At 72.4% G+C, this 14,102-nt stretch carries 13 protein-coding genes; 3 read left to right on the top strand and 10 right to left on the bottom strand.

Features of this window, described 5'->3' with window-relative positions:
* Positions 1-65: 65 nt before the first annotated feature.
* Complete coding sequence (locus O7604_RS09660; RefSeq protein ID WP_281579459.1) at positions 66-1,226, top strand: N-acetylmuramoyl-L-alanine amidase; 1,161 nt, start codon at positions 66-68, stop codon at positions 1,224-1,226.
* Between the two features lie 8 nt (positions 1,227-1,234).
* Here O7604_RS09660 and O7604_RS09655 read toward each other — a convergent pair whose 3' ends face one another.
* Positions 1,235-1,900: a GNAT family N-acetyltransferase gene (locus tag O7604_RS09655; protein ID WP_120572526.1), complete on the bottom strand. Its 666-nt coding sequence runs from the start codon at positions 1,898-1,900 to the stop codon at positions 1,235-1,237.
* A 283-nt stretch (positions 1,901-2,183) separates the two neighbouring features.
* Here O7604_RS09655 and O7604_RS09650 point away from each other — a divergent pair, with 283 nt between their 5' ends.
* Complete coding sequence (locus O7604_RS09650) at positions 2,184-3,497, top strand: PLP-dependent aminotransferase family protein (RefSeq protein ID WP_269703345.1); 1,314 nt, start codon at positions 2,184-2,186, stop codon at positions 3,495-3,497.
* 7 nt (positions 3,498-3,504) lie between these two features.
* The gene (locus tag O7604_RS09645) at positions 3,505-4,500 is read left to right on the top strand and encodes a D-alanine--D-alanine ligase (protein ID WP_281579458.1); all 996 of its coding nucleotides are present in this window, start codon (positions 3,505-3,507) and stop codon (positions 4,498-4,500) included.
* Positions 4,501-4,503: 3 nt separating this feature from the next.
* On the opposite strand, the gene O7604_RS09640 is transcribed toward O7604_RS09645, so the two are convergent.
* From O7604_RS09640 to rpmH, 9 genes are all read right to left on the bottom strand, one after another.
* Positions 4,504-5,433, bottom strand: coding sequence for a hypothetical protein (locus tag O7604_RS09640; RefSeq protein ID WP_281579457.1), 930 nt, complete (start codon positions 5,431-5,433; stop codon positions 4,504-4,506).
* Positions 5,434-7,241: 1,808 nt separating this feature from the next.
* Positions 7,242-8,282: a ParB/RepB/Spo0J family partition protein gene (locus tag O7604_RS09635; RefSeq protein WP_281579456.1), complete on the bottom strand. Its 1,041-nt coding sequence runs from the start codon at positions 8,280-8,282 to the stop codon at positions 7,242-7,244.
* Positions 8,283-8,309: 27 nt separating this feature from the next.
* On the bottom strand, positions 8,310-9,647 hold the full coding sequence (locus O7604_RS09630; protein ID WP_269703338.1) for an AAA family ATPase: 1,338 nt from the start codon (positions 9,645-9,647) through the stop codon (positions 8,310-8,312).
* A 245-nt stretch (positions 9,648-9,892) separates the two neighbouring features.
* Positions 9,893-10,606 carry a 16S rRNA (guanine(527)-N(7))-methyltransferase RsmG gene (rsmG, locus tag O7604_RS09625; RefSeq protein WP_281579940.1) on the bottom strand — a complete coding sequence of 238 codons (714 nt, stop codon included), beginning with the start codon at positions 10,604-10,606 and terminating at the stop codon, positions 9,893-9,895.
* Positions 10,607-10,986: 380 nt separating this feature from the next.
* Entirely contained in the window at positions 10,987-11,577 is a 591-nt protein-coding gene (locus tag O7604_RS09620; RefSeq protein WP_269703336.1) for a R3H domain-containing nucleic acid-binding protein, read from the bottom strand.
* Between the two features lie 208 nt (positions 11,578-11,785).
* Positions 11,786-12,787: a membrane protein insertase YidC gene (gene yidC, locus O7604_RS09615; protein ID WP_269703334.1), complete on the bottom strand. Its 1,002-nt coding sequence runs from the start codon at positions 12,785-12,787 to the stop codon at positions 11,786-11,788.
* Positions 12,788-13,027, bottom strand: coding sequence for a membrane protein insertion efficiency factor YidD (yidD, locus tag O7604_RS09610; RefSeq protein ID WP_013477538.1), 240 nt, complete (start codon positions 13,025-13,027; stop codon positions 12,788-12,790).
* 44 nt (positions 13,028-13,071) lie between these two features.
* The gene (gene rnpA / locus O7604_RS09605) at positions 13,072-13,485 is read right to left on the bottom strand and encodes a ribonuclease P protein component (protein WP_281579455.1); all 414 of its coding nucleotides are present in this window, start codon (positions 13,483-13,485) and stop codon (positions 13,072-13,074) included.
* 34 nt (positions 13,486-13,519) lie between these two features.
* Complete coding sequence (gene rpmH, locus O7604_RS09600; RefSeq protein WP_184680567.1) at positions 13,520-13,657, bottom strand: 50S ribosomal protein L34; 138 nt, start codon at positions 13,655-13,657, stop codon at positions 13,520-13,522.
* Between the last annotated feature and the right edge of the window lie 445 nt (positions 13,658-14,102).

The following is a 14,102-nucleotide window of genomic DNA, read 5'->3' as shown; positions in this document are numbered from 1 at the left end:
CGGTACGCTCCGTAAGCATTCCGTCGGAGTTCCGGTCCGCCAACGTCCGTGCAGAGGGGGTCGTCGTGCGTCCGATCCGACCCGGTGACCAGGGACCGGCGGTGGCCGAGATCCGTACCGTCCTCGCCAGCCTGGAACTTCTCCCCGCCGAGGCCGGAGGCGACGACTACGACGCCCAGACCGAACGCGCGGTACGGGCCTTCCAGCAGTCCCGCGGCCTCAGCGTCGACGGGCGGGTCGGCGCCGAGACCTGGCGGGCACTCGACGCGGCCCGCTGGCGGTTCGGCGCCCGCGCGCTCTACCACGCCGTACCCGAGCCGCTGACCGGCGAGGACGTCCGCTCTCTCCAGGAACGCCTGCTGGAGATGGGGTACGACGTGGGCCGCGCCGACGCCATCTACGGCATCCGTACCTCCCGCGCGGTGGCGCAGTTCCAGCGGGAGATGGGCCTCAAACCGGACGGCTCGTGCGGGCCGCACACCGTCAACGCGTTGCGCCGCCTCGGCCGCAAGGTGGTCGGTGGCCGCCCGCAGTGGCTGCGCGAGTCCGACGCCATCCGGCAGGCCGGTCCCACGCTCGTCGGCCGGACCGTGGTGATCGACCCGGGGCACGGAGGCACCGACCCGGGCGTGGTGGTGCCCGACGGCACGCTGCGCTGGAGCGAGGCGGACCTCGTGCACGACCTCGCCAGCCGGTTGGAGGGGCGGCTCGCCGCCGCCGGCGTGCGGGTACAGCTCACCCGGGGTCCGTCGCCGGGCGACTGCCTGCCGGACGCGGACCGGGCCCAGCTCGCCAACTCCCTCGGCGCCGACGTGTTCATCTCGCTGCACACCGACGGGCACGCCAACCCGGAGGCCGAGGGGGTGGCCACGTACCACTACGGCACCGACAACGGCGTCACGTCGGCGACCGGCGAGCGTCTGGCCGGGCTGGTGCAGCGGGAGATCGTGGCCCGCACCGGGCTGCGCGACTGCCGTACCCACGCCAAGGCGTGGGAGTTGCTCCGGCTCACCCGGATGCCCGCGGTACGCGTCGAGGTCGGCTACCTCACCTCGCCGGAAGACCGGGCTCGTCTCGTCGACCCGCGTTTCCGGGACCGGGTGGTCGAGGCCATCGTGGCCGGGGTGCAGCGGATGTACCTGCCGATCGAGCGGGACGTGCCGACCGGGTCGATCGACGTCAGCGAACTGCGGGCGATCGTCGCCGCCGGCACCGTGGTCGACTGAGCCGCGGCTCAGCTCGTCGAGCGGGTGGCGGGCGCCGGGCGGACCGGCCGCAGCAGCGTCTCCGGGCTCATCGAGCCGAGCAGCTTCTCCAGCGCGTACTCGACGTCCGACTTCCAGCTCAGCGCCGTCCGCAACTCCAGGCGCAGGCGCGGGTAGCGCGGGTGCGGCCGGACCGTCTTGAAGCCCACCGAGAGGAAGAAGTCCGCGGGTGCCACGCAGGCGCGGGCCGGGTCGTCCGCGTCGTCGCCGAACTTCGCGTCGCCGAACGCCTCGATCGCCTTGATGCCGCGCTTGGTCAGGTCGCGGGCCACGCCCTGCACCAGCATCCGGCCCAGCCCGCCGTCGGCGAAGGCGGGCACCACGTGCGCGGTCATCAGCAGCGCCGCGTCCGCCGAGACCGGCGAGGTGGGAAACGCCATCGAGCGCGGGACGTACGCCGGCGGGGCGTACATGACGAAACCGGCCGGCATGCCGTCGACGTAGACGAGCTTGCCGCAGGAACCCCACTCCAGCAGCGTCTGGGAGACCCACGCCTCCTTCTCCAGGCCCGGGTCACCTGCCGCGCAGGCCCGCTCGGCGGAGACCGGATCCAGCTCCCAGTAGACGCACTGCCGGCAGGATCGAGGCAGGTCCTCCAGCGTGTCCAGGGTCAGGCTGACCAGACGTCGCGACATGAGCGCACCCCACCAATAGGCTCGGAGCGCCGGTTCCTCCCGCGCCCTCCTGCTCCCGACGAGCGATCGTACGCCCCTGTCCGGCGGTACGGGAGGGAACGCGCGAACCCCCGCCCGGACGGCCGAGTGGCGGGTCCGGGATGTGGACGTGTCCACACGGCCGGTGCCGCTACCGTCACCGGGGACTACGATCGACCAACCGGCCCCCGCCGCCAATGGATGTCGGCATCGCGGGTACCACACCGGGCGGCAGCCCCGCCGACACCCGATCGAGGTGATGTCCATGACCGGCACGACGCTCGACGACTACACCGACCGGTACGCCCGGCGCGTCCGCGGGATGACCGCCTCGGAGATCCGGGCACTCTTCGCGGTGGCCAGCCGGCCGGAGGTCGTCTCGCTCGCCGGTGGGGCACCGTACATCGCGGCGCTGCCGCTGGACGCGGTCGGCGAGATGCTCGGCCGGCTCGGCTCCGAGCACGGCGCCACCACCCTGCAGTACGGCATCGGCCAGGGCACCCCGGAGCTGCGCGAGCGGATCTGCGAGGTGATGTCCCTGTCCGGGATCGACGCCTCCTGCGGCGCCTCCCCGGAGGACGTGGTGGTGACGGTCGGCGGCCAGCAGGCCCTCGACCTGGTGGCCCGTCTCTTCCTGGACCCGGGTGACGTGGTGCTCGCCGAAGGCCCGACGTACGTCGGCGCGCTCGGGGTGTTCCAGGCCGCCCAGGCCCAGGTGGCCCACGTGCCGATGGACGACGAAGGGCTCATCCCGGAGGCGCTGGAGGTGGCCATCGCCGACCTGGCCCGGGCCGGCCGCCGGGTGAAGTTCCTCTACACCATCCCCACCTACCAGAACCCGGCCGGCGTGACGCTGAGCGAGGAACGGCGCGAACGGGTGCTCGACATCTGCGAGCGCGCCGGGCTGCTGGTGGTGGAGGACGACCCGTACGGTCAGCTCGGTTTTGAGGGTGAGGCGCCCCGGCCGCTGCGGGCCCGGCGGCGCGACGGGGTCTTCTACCTGAGCACGTTCTCCAAGACGTTCGCGCCGGGCCTGCGGGTGGGCTGGATCCTGGCCCCGCACGCGGTCCGCGACAAGCTGGTCATCGCCAGCGAGGCGCAGATCCTCTGCCCGAGCGCCTACGCGCAGTCGGCCGTCTCGACGTACCTCGGCACCATGCCGTGGCGGCAGCAGCTCAAGGTCTACCGCGAGGTCTACCGCGAGCGCCGGGACGCGCTGCTCGACGCGATGGCCGACCTGATGCCCGAGGGCACCACCTGGACCAGGCCGCAGGGCGGGCTGTTCGTCTGGGCGACGCTGCCCGACGGGCTCGACTCCAAGGCGATGATGCCGCGGGCCGTGGCCGCCCGGGTCGCGTACGTGCCGGGGACCGGCTTCTACGCCGACGGCACCGGCGCCGGGAACATGCGGCTGAACTTCTCCTTCCCCACGCCGGAACGGATCCGCGAGGGTGTCCGCCGGCTGGCCGGGGTGATGGAGCAGGAGATCGCCATGCGCAAGGTCTTCGGCGCGGTCGGCGGTGCCGGACCCCGCCGTCGCCAGGGCGGCTCGGACGCGCCCGGCCCCGACTTGGCATGATGCCCGCATGTCCGACAGCCCTGCCGCACCGCCTCCCGTGACCGGATCCGCCGCCGACGACGAGCTGCACGTGCTCGTACTCGCGGGCGGCCTCTCCTACGAACGGGACGTCTCCTTGCGGTCGGGCCGCCGGGTGCTCGACGCGCTGCGCGCGGTGGGCGTCGAGGCGGAACTGCGCGACGCGGACGTGGCGCTGCTGCCCGCCCTGACCGCCGACCCGCCGGACGCGGTGGTGATCGCCCTGCACGGCGCCACCGGCGAGGACGGCTCGCTGCGCGGCGTCCTCGACCTCTGGGACGTGCCCTACGTCGGCTGCGACGCCCGGTCGTCCCGCCTCGCCTGGGACAAGCCGTCCGCGAAGGCGGTGCTGCGTGAGGCGGGCATCCCGACGCCCGACTGGGTGGCGCTGCCGCACGACCGCTTCTCCGAGCTGGGCGCCGTGGCCGTCCTGGACCGGATCGTCGAGCGCCTCGGGCTGCCGCTGATGGTCAAGCCGGCGCAGGGCGGTTCCGGACTGGGCGCCGCCGTGGTCCGGGAGGCGGCGTCGCTGCCGGCCGCGATGGTGGGTTGTTTCGCGTACGACCAGACCGCGCTCGTGGAGCGCTACGTCCCCGGGATGGACGTGGCGGTCTCCGTGCTCGACCTCGGCAAGGGCCCGCAGGCCCTGCCCCCGGTCGAGATCGTGCCGCGCAACGGCGTCTACGACTACGCGGCCCGCTACACCGCCGGGCGCACCACCTGGCACGCGCCCGCCCGGCTCGACGCCGCGACCACCGCCCGGGTGACCGAGGTGGCGCTCGCCGCGCACACCGCGCTCGGGCTGCGCGACGTGTCCCGGGTCGACCTGATCGTCGACGCCGAGGGCGACCCGCACGTGCTGGAGGTCAACGTCTCACCGGGCATGACCGAGACGTCGCTCCTGCCGCTGGCGATCCAGGCCGCCGGGCTGGACTTCGGCCGGGTCCTCGGCACGCTCGTGACCCGGGCCGCCGCCCGCCGCTGAACCTCAGCTCTCCGGGGTACGGGCCGCGCCCGGGACGTTCTCCCGCTCGCCCTGGTCCTCGCCGGCCGTCGCGTCCGCCGGGCTGTCGTCCGGCCCGTCGTTCGGCGTGCCGCCCTGGGCACCGATCGCCGCGTCGCTCGGCGCGCTGTCCTGTGCGTCGGCCTGGCCGCCCTGCGGCAGCTCGCCGGCCTCTGGTGCCGGGTCGGGCTCCGACGGGCCCGCAGAGGGGTCTGAGAGGTCCGCTGCCGCGTCGGACTCCGGGATCTCGTCCGCGGCCTCGATCACCGATACGGATTCCTCCTCGGGCTCCTCAGCGGCGATCTCGGGCGAGGGCGACGAGAGACTCGACGGCGCCTGCCACTGGATGCGCGGCGGCTCGGCCAGTGGGCGGCCACCGAACTCGGCGAGCCACGCGGCCACCATGGCCAGGTTCTCCCGCCACTGCTCCTCGGAGATCGGCGGCAGGATCGAGTCCCACAGCGACAGGAACGTGCCCCGCAGTTGCAGCCGTCCATACGGCCGGGCCAGGAACCACAGGTGCAGGTGCGCCGACCCGTCGCCCCACCGGTTCACGTGGACGCGGGCCACCCCGTCGAGCGAGCGGACGGCCCGCTCCAGGCGAACGGTCATCACGCCCAGCTCGGCGGCGAGCAGGTTCGGCAGGTCGCCCAGATCCAGGTGGGAGCGGGACTCCAGGATCAGGACCATCGGCAGGCCGGTGGGCCGGTCCATGGCGCGGACGCGCCACCGCTCACCGACCCAGATGTACGCCTCGTCGGGCGCGTTGCAGGCGGTGCACTCCCGGTCCGCCTCGCCACGGCGGGGAGGTTCGAACGGTACGGGGTCGTCGAGCTGCTTGACACGAAGATCGCCCTCGAAGGGGAAGGACGGCCACTGGGTGAAGTCTGGAACTGAGGGAGGGGTGTCCGGCACGACGCTGACCCTAACCGAGTTGGCGACGCCTGTCCCTACCTGTTCCATGTGCCGCGCACAGGTTGTCCACCGCGTTGTCCACAGGCTGCCGAGATCACCAGCACAGCGCGTCATGCACTGCTCAGCAAGGGTTTCCGCGCTTTGTTTCACGTGAAACGAGGAGTGCCTGTGGACAACCGCTGTGGATAACCTCGGGTGGCTCCGTGCCCGTTCTCTCAACGATCCGGCGGCCGATCCGCACCGGGCGTCGGCGGCTCCTCTGGTGCCTGTTTCACGTGAAACGGTGGTACGGACCGAGGGGGCACCTCCCGGCCCGGTGCAGGCCGCCTCGCCCCGAACGGCGATCCGGCGGGTCCGGGCGTCGCCGACTGATCGACCGACGTTCCTCGGACTCCGACTCCCGCACTGCTCCGAGCCCGGGTGACCGGCGTCGGTCGGTCAGGAGGCGCCGTTTCACGTGAAACGGCGCGATGAGCTGGCTGGCCGCGTCGGCTCGGGAGATGTCCGGACTGGGTCGTGTTCCCGCGCCCCAGCAGTGGGGCAGCTTCGACTCGGCGGCCTGGTTCCTTGGGCTGCCCCGGGAGGTTCCGGCGGTTGCGCCTAGGCGGTGCGTGTGCGGCGGCCTTTCAGTGGCCACGCGCCCGGCTCACCCGCATGGACCTCTGGCGGCTGGTGCGGCGTCGACCGGCGGTCCAGAAGCGGCGAGCGGGGTCTCGACTCGGCGCTGGCACGGTTAGGCGGCGAGCGGGGTCTCGAGCTGGCGCTGGCACGGTCGGGCCGACGAGCGGGGTCCCAACCCGGCATCGGCACGGCCGAGCACGACGAGCGGGATCCCCGACCCGGCTTGGCGCGGCCGATCCACCCGGCGAGCCCGGTCCCGGCCAGCCGCTGATACGGCCGAGCCACACGACGAGCCCGCGCCCCGATCCGGCGATGACACCATCAAGGCACACGGCGAGCCCGGTCGCGCCCCGGCGCTCACACCAACCACGTCACACGGCGAACCCGGCCTCGACCCGGCGATGACCCCGCCGAGCCACACGGCGAAGGCGGCCCGATCCGGCGCCGGCACGATCCAGGGTCCGGCCGCCCCGCCGAGCCGGTCCGCGCGGCGCCCGTTCCGAATCCCCCGTGCCCCACCTCGGGCCGGCTCCGACGTCAGGCCTCGCCCGTTCCGGAACGCGGTCCAGACCGCCCGGATCCGACGTCCAGGCCACGCCCGGCACCCGGACGGCCCCGCCTCGGCAGAGCCGGACCCCGCACCTGAGCCTGGCCGTCCAGGACGGGTGGCCGGAGCGGCATGCCGCCACGCTTCCGGAAATGGGTCCAAAGCCCAACCGGGGAGCGGGTCGACGGTCCTACGTTCGGTTCTCGGACGGCGGGCTCGGTTTGCCACAGTCCTGAAGGGCAGCCTGCGCAGGCGGCCACGCGCCGGATCGGACCGAGTCAAGCCGACCACCAACCGGCAACTGCGTGGACCGGGCGACGACCTCTGGGAGATCCCATAGAGAGCCGCCCTGACTTCCCTCGCCATGGGGGCGACGGACACGGGCGCACCTGCCCCGCCTGCTCTCAACGGCACGGTCCGCTGCTGAAACCGGATCCCCGCAGGGCCGGTCCACCGTCAACCGGCCGCCACCACGTTTCACGTGAAACACGGCAGGGAGCCTGCCGCCATCGGCCGATGCAAGCGGGAATCGACCCGCCACCCTTCGGCCGACTCGTGCAGCGCCGAGGGTGCCCCGGACACGAATCCGGCCGCACCCCTCGTCGAGCGGTGCGGCCGGATGGCAGATCGGAGGAGCGGACTACGCCTCGGGCTGACCGTCCTCGCCCACGCCGATGATGCCGACGATCCGTTCCAGGTCGTCCACGGTGGCGAACTCGATCGTGATCTTGCCCTTGCTGCGGCCGATGTCGACCTTCACCCGCGTGTCGAAGCGGTCGGAGAGCCGGTCCGCGAGATCGGTGAGGGCCGGGGCGTGCGGCTTCGGCCGGCGCTTGGCGGCTGCGGCCTTTGCCGGTTCCTCGGCGAGCGCCAGGTGCACCAGCTCCTCGGCGCCGCGGACCGTGATGCCCTCGCGGACGATCCGCTCCGCGAGTGCCTCCTGCGCCTCGGCGTTGTCGAGGCTGAGCAGCGCCCGGGCGTGACCGGCGGAGAGCACGCCGGCGGCGACGCGGCGCTGCACTGCGGGCGGCAGGTTCATCAGCCGGATGGTGTTGGAGATCTGCGGGCGGCTGCGGCCGATCCGCCGGGCCAGCTCCTCGTGCGTGGCACCGAACTCCTCGAGCAGTTGCTGGTACGCCGCCGCCTCTTCGAGCGGGTTGAGGTTGGCGCGGTGGATGTTCTCCAGGAGCGCGTCCCGGAGCATCGCGTCGTCCTTGGTGTCCCGGACGATGGCGGGGATCGTCTCCCGCCCGACCGCCTGGGCGGCACGCCAGCGCCGCTCGCCCATCACGAGTTCGAACTTCTCGGGGTCGAGCTGGCGGACCACGATCGGCTGGAGGAAGCCGACCTCCTGGATCGAGGTCTTCAGCTCCTCCAGCGCCTCCTCGTCGAAGACGTGCCGCGGCTGCTTCGGGTTCGGCACGATGGCGTCGACCGGGATCTCCGCGAAGCGGGCGCCGGGCACCGGGCTCAGATGCGGCTCGGGCTCTGCGGTCGGCAGCGGGCTACTTCCGACGCTGCCGGTGATGGCGGCTGTCGCATCGGCGACCGGTGCCGACGGCGACACGGCTGCGGCCGACGACTCCGGCTCAGCGGCCGCCGGTTCGGCGCCAGGCACCGGTCCGGTGGGAATGAGGGCACCGAGCCCTCGGCCCAGTCCGCCGCGGGGACGGTTCTTCATGCGACGCCTCCCAGCGACATCTCCGCATTACGCATTCCGGCTCACCGGCTCCTTGACGCCTCGCTCCGCGATCTCCTGGGCGGCCTCGAAGTAACTCGTGGCTCCCCGCGAACCGGGATCGTAGGTCATCACCGACTGGCCGTAGCTCGGCGCCTCGGAGACACGCACGTTACGCGGGATGACGGCCTGGAGGACCTTGTCCCCGAAGTGGTTCCGGACGTCCTGCTCCACCGCGTCCGCCAGCCGGGTACGCCTGTCGTACATGGTGAGCAGGATCGTGGAGACCTCGAGCTTCGGGTTGAGGTGCTGCCGGACCAGGTTGATGTTGTTTATCAGCTGGTTGAGGCCCTCCAGCGCGTAGTACTCGCACTGGATCGGAATCAGCACCTCCTGCGCGGCCACGAGCGCGTTGACGGTGAGCAGGCCGAGCGACGGCGGGCAGTCTATGAAGACGTAGTCGAAGTGCCCCGGGTACGCGGCGATGGCCCGCGCCAGGCGGGACTCCCGGGCCACCACGGAGACCAGCTCGATCTCGGCGCCGGCCAGGTCGATGGTCGCAGGTACGCACCACAGGTTCGGGATGCCCTCGACCGCCTGGGCGACCTCCTCGAGCGGCACGCTGTCGATCAGGCAGTCGTACACGTCGGGCACGCCCGTGTGGTGCGGGACGTTCAGACCGGTGGAGGCGTTGCCCTGGGGGTCAAGGTCGACCACGAGCACCCGGTTGCCGTGCAGCGCGAGCGCCACGGCGAGGTTCACGGTGGTGGTCGTCTTGCCCACGCCGCCCTTCTGGTTGGCGACGCACATCACCCGGGTCCGGTCGGGGCGGGGCATGGTGACCTCGCCACTGGGATTCAGGATCTGCACGGCGCGCATCGCCTCCATAGCCAACGGTGGATCATCCTCTTCGCGCGTCGGGGTTTCACGTGAAACGTACGTGCTGGCGTCTACCTCGTCCCCGTACCCGTCGGCCTGTGGCGTGTCGGACGGCGCCACCGTCACCTCGGGGACGGCCTGATGCGGCACGGCCGAGACGGGCGGCTGGGGTTCGTAGCGAGTGGGCACCGCGGCGTTCGCCCGCACCGCGGGCGGGCGCGGGGTCGGCGCGTTCACCGGGCCGTCGGCCGGGTCGAGCGGATCACGGGCCGGCGGTACGTTCGCCGGCACCGACGAGACGGGCCGCACGGGCCCGCCGGCCGACGACTCCCGTCGCTTCGACGGCCGGGCCGGGTACGGGGAGGACGGCTCGCCGGACTCGTTCACCGTCCACTCCTGGTCGTTGGTTTCACGTGAAACGGGGTCGGCGGAGGGCTGCCCTCCTGGTCCGGTCAACCGTGGATCGTCGTACCTGCCGTCGTCATGCACCTGTCATCCCTACCCGCTCCGGATGGTCGGTCCGCACCCGTCGAATCGCGTCCGCGCCTCGCACGGCGCCGTCGGATCGGCGGGAACCATCGGGTTCGGGTGCCGCCCGGCACCGCCGTTCCACACTATCGACGCGCGGTCAGCCTACGGCCGACGGGCGCGGTGGGTCCATGTCGGGTTGTGATCGATCACGTCACGCCCACCGGTCCAACGACCGGATCGGGCGTGCGGAATGGCGTACCGCCTCAGCGGTCGCCGCGACGGCGACCGCCACGCGACCGCTTCGGCTTCTTCGGACGGCGCGGGTTGACCACACGCTCCCGGACCACCTCGACCACCGTCGCCGGGGGTTCGATCACCCCTTCGCCGCAGCGGTGCAGTTCCGGCGTCCCGCCGCCCAGGCGGATCACGGCCTCGGTGTGCTCGGTGATCTCGTCGGCGGCCGACGCGCCCTTGAGCGCGACCAGACGGCCGCCGGGCGCCACCAGCGGCAGGCACCAGGAGGCGAGCCGGTCCAGCGGCGCCACCGCGCGGGCCGTCACGATGTCGGCGCTGAGCGGTTCCCGGTCGCGCGAGCCGGCCGCCGCCTCCTCGGCCCGGCCACGGAACACACGCACGTCCCTCGTCAGGCCGAGGCGCTGGATCGCCTCGATCAGGAAGGCGGTCCGCCGAGCCAGCGGCTCCACGAGCGTCACGGTGAGGTCGGGACGCGCGATTGCCAGCACCAGGCCGGGCAGCCCGGCACCGGAGCCGACGTCGATCACGCGGGCCCCCTCCGGGATCCGCTCCGCCACCACCGCGCAGTTGAGCAGGTGCCGCTCCCAGAGCCGCGGCGTCTCGCGGGGGCCGATCAGGCCGCGGACCACGCCGTCGGTGGCGAGCAGTTCGGCGTACGCGGCGGCCAGGTCGAGCCGGTCACCGAACAGCGCGCGAGCGGCCTCCGCCAGCTCGGGCGGCAGCGTCGCCGTCGCCGGGTCGGGCGCCCCGGCACCGTCCACTAGGGATGGTGGTTCCTCCGACGGCTCCGCGAAGACCGGGTCGGCCGCCACGGCCGGAGCGGCGGGCGTCTCGTCCGCCGCCTGCTCACCGGAGAAGGCGGGGGTCACGTCGGCCGCCGGATCGGCGGGCTCGATCCCGGTCACCACCGTCGGCTCGGCGGAGAAGGCGGGCTCTCCGGGGTCGGTCACGGCGCTTCCCGGGTACGCCGGGTCGGCCGGTCCGTCGTCGTCGGAGAAGACCGGGTCGACAGTGGGGTCGGGGCGCACAGCCGACGGCCCGGGCGGCGTACCGCCCGGGCCGGTCACGGCTCCTGCCGTCGTCTCGTCGGAGATCACGGACCTCAGTCCGCCACCGGCCGGACGACGATGCGGCGGTTGGGCTCGACGCCCTCCGACTCGCTCTCCACCCCGCTCATCGCGTTCACCACGTCGTGCACGCACTTGCGCTCGAACGCGGACATCGGCTCCAGGCGCACCGGCTCGCCGTGCTCCTTGACCTTCTCGACCGCGTTCTTCGCCACGGCGGCCAGTTCCTTGCGCCGGGCGGCACGGTAGCCGCCGACGTCGAGCAGCAGGCGGCTCGGCGTACCGGTCTGACGGAACACGGCCAGCCGGGTCAGTTCCTGGAGCGCCTCCAGGGTCGCGCCGCGCTGGCCGACCAGGTTCTGGAGCCGGCCACCGACCACCTCGACAACGGGGCGGCCACCGGAGACCAGCTCGTCGATGTCGCCGTCGTAGTCGAGGATGTCCAGCAGGCCCTCGACGTAGTCGGCGGCGATCTCGCTCTGCCGGAACAGGTCGCTGTCGGCCGGGGCCTTCTTCTCCCGAGCCTCGCCCGGGGCGTCCTCGGTCTCGGTGGCGGCGGTAACGGGGGTCTCCTCGTCCAGGGACTGGTCGGCGCTGGGGATGCTGGTCTCGGTCACGGGTCTCATCTCCGTACTCGCTCGGCCGGACCGTCGGGGGTCCGCTGGTCTCCCGGGGCCGGCGGGAGGTTCGCCGGGTGCCCTCGGGCACGTCTGTACGGGCCAGTTTCGCCCGTGTCCGCGCTTCGCGCGGCGATTCCAGCCCGGCGCCGACTCCTCGGATGGCAGCACGCGGCCGGAACGGGCCACCGCCGGCGCGCGACGGTGGCCCGTGGGCTCAGCCCTGTCGCTTGGCGGGCCGGCTGCCACCCTTCTTCGGGTTGACCGGCTTGGCGCCCGGCTTCGGGCCGGCCACCTTCGGCGCGGCGGCCGGAGCCTTCGCCGGCGGCTGGGCCGCCTTGCGGCCGAACAGGCCACCGGTCTTGGCCGGCTGCACCGGGCCCTTGCCGGCGGTGCTCTTGCCGGCGGTGGTGCTCTTCGCGGTCGGCGGCGGCGGGAACTTCCGCAGCACCCACTGCTGCTGGCCGAGCGTGAAGAGGTTGTTCGTGACCCAGTAGATGATCACACCGATCGGGAAGATCGCGCCCGAGATCAGCAGCGACAGCGGGATGCCGTAGAGCATCAGTCGCTGCACCATGCGCTGCTGCGGGTCCTCGGCCCACCCGGTCTTGAGGATCATCTGACGGCTGGTCAGGTAGGTGGTGGCGATCATGATGATCACCAGGATGCCGGCGACGACCTTGACCGTGCCGGTGTTCGCGCCCAGCCGGCTCAGTTCCTCGGCGGTGGAGCCGAACTTGCCGGAGATCGGCGCGGTGAAGAGCGTCGCGTTCGAGGCGCTGTTGAACTGGTCGACAGTCCAGCCGTACAGGGTCTTGCCCTGGTTGTCCGGGCTGAGGCGGCGCAGCGTGTGGAACAGGCCGAGGAAGACAGGGATCTGGAGGAACATCGGAAGGCAGCCCATGAGCGGGTTGGCCTTTTCCTTCCGATAGAGCTCCATCATTTCCTTCTGGAGCGTCTCCCGGTCACCCTTGTGCTTCTCCTGGAGCTCCTTCACCTTGGGCTGGAGCGCCTGCATGGCACGCTGCGACTTGATCTGCTTGACGAAGACCGGGAACAGGATCACCCGGACCGTCACCACCAGGAAGATGATGGCGAGGATCCAGGCCCAGTTCGTACCGAGTACGGCCCCGACCGGAACTCCGATGGCGTCCCAGGCCGAGTGCCAGGCCAGCAGGATCCACGAGATCGCGTAGTAGATCCAGTCGAGACTAAACACTCAGGCTCCAGTCACGTCGGAACGGCGGCGGTCGCCCGGCTCCGGAACCGGGTCGTGTCCACCAGGGTGGAAGGGATGGCAGCGCGACAGCCGACGGACCGTCAGCCAGGCTCCCCGCAGCGCACCGTGCCGGGACACCGCCTCCACGGCGTAGGCACTGCACGACGGGTAGAACCGACAGCGGGCCGGCAGTGCCGGACTTATCCACCGACGGTACGCGATGATGGGCGCCAGCAGCATGCGGGCACCGGTTGTGGGCGGCGGAGTCGCCGTCGTCGGGCCGTTCACCGCGACCGCCGTCCCCGGGGGGACCGCGCGGCGGCGAGGGCGGCGTCCAGGTCGGCGCCGAGCCGGGCGTACGTCGCGTCGGCCGCTGCGGGCAGCGCGCGTACCACGAGGGTGGTCCCGGCGGGCAGCGCGTCCAGCCGCTCGCGGACCAGGTGCCGGAGCCGGCGGCGGACCTTGTTGCGGACCACCGCCCCGCCGACGGCCTTGGACACGACGAAGCCGGCGCGGCTCGGTGCGGAGATCTCCGCACCGCTGCTTCGCGCCGGCTCCGGCGAGGGTGTCGCGGTCGTGCCGATCGATCCGGGGAGGGTCAGGTGGACCACGACGGCACCGCGGCCGACGCGTCGGCCACCGCGGACCGCTGCGGCGAAGTCGCTACTGCGCCGCAGTCGTTGCGCGGCGGCCAGCACGACTGCCCACGTCCCCGGACCGGACCTGTCGGCGTCAGGCCGACAGGCGGGTGCGGCCCTTGGAGCGACGGGTCGCGATGATGGCGCGGCCGGCACGGGTGCGCATGCGCAGCCGGAAGCCGTGGGTCTTCGCGCGCCGGCGGTTGTTCGGCTGGTAGGTGCGCTTGCTCACGTCAGGCTCTCCGTTGTCGTACGCCCCGCGCGGCGGATCGCCCGGGGTCGTGTGCTGGTCCAGATCACCTGCCGGTGACCTCCGATCGGCGCTGCCGTGACACGCTCCCCGGCGATGCGGAGTGACAGCCACGGACAGCAAGCATCAATCACCCTAGCAGAGGGCGAGAGAGCAGCCGCTCCAGCCTACGCAGGGGCGCAATGACCGTCAAACGTCACACTCCGGCGTCCGACCTGCGGGCAAGCGCGACCGAAGGGGCGGTTTTCACTGATGTTGCCAAGGTCGTCTGGGTGTCGCCGGTTGATGCTGTGGGGTCCGCGCTGTTAGCGTGCGCGATTGCGGTCGGCGTCGGGGGTCCGGGGTTTGTCGCCGATCGGCAAGACCGGACACGCTGTTGAATCGTTCGGCACGGTGAACCCGCTTCAACGCCTCCGTGGATCGAGGG

The sequence above is a fragment of the Micromonospora sp. WMMA1947 genome (genome assembly GCF_027497355.1).
Lineage (GTDB): Bacteria > Actinomycetota > Actinomycetes > Mycobacteriales > Micromonosporaceae > Micromonospora.
Note: the sequence above shows the minus strand (reverse complement) of the source record. Positions and strands in the feature narration are given on the sequence as shown.

What these genes read in the sequence shown, in the direction of transcription:
- O7604_RS09635 (WP_281579456.1), bottom strand. Translation starts at nt 8,282, where the DNA reads ATGAAGAACCGTCCCCGCGGCGGACTGGGCCGAGGGCTCGGTGCCCTC.
- O7604_RS09650 (WP_269703345.1), top strand. Translation starts at nt 2,184, where the DNA reads ATGACCGGCACGACGCTCGACGACTACACCGACCGGTACGCCCGGCGC.
- O7604_RS09620 (WP_269703336.1), bottom strand. Translation starts at nt 11,577, where the DNA reads ATGAGACCCGTGACCGAGACCAGCATCCCCAGCGCCGACCAGTCCCTG.
- O7604_RS09645 (WP_281579458.1), top strand. Translation starts at nt 3,505, where the DNA reads ATGTCCGACAGCCCTGCCGCACCGCCTCCCGTGACCGGATCCGCCGCC.
- O7604_RS09655 (WP_120572526.1), bottom strand. Translation starts at nt 1,900, where the DNA reads ATGTCGCGACGTCTGGTCAGCCTGACCCTGGACACGCTGGAGGACCTG.
- yidD (WP_013477538.1), bottom strand. Translation starts at nt 13,027, where the DNA reads ATGCTGCTGGCGCCCATCATCGCGTACCGTCGGTGGATAAGTCCGGCA.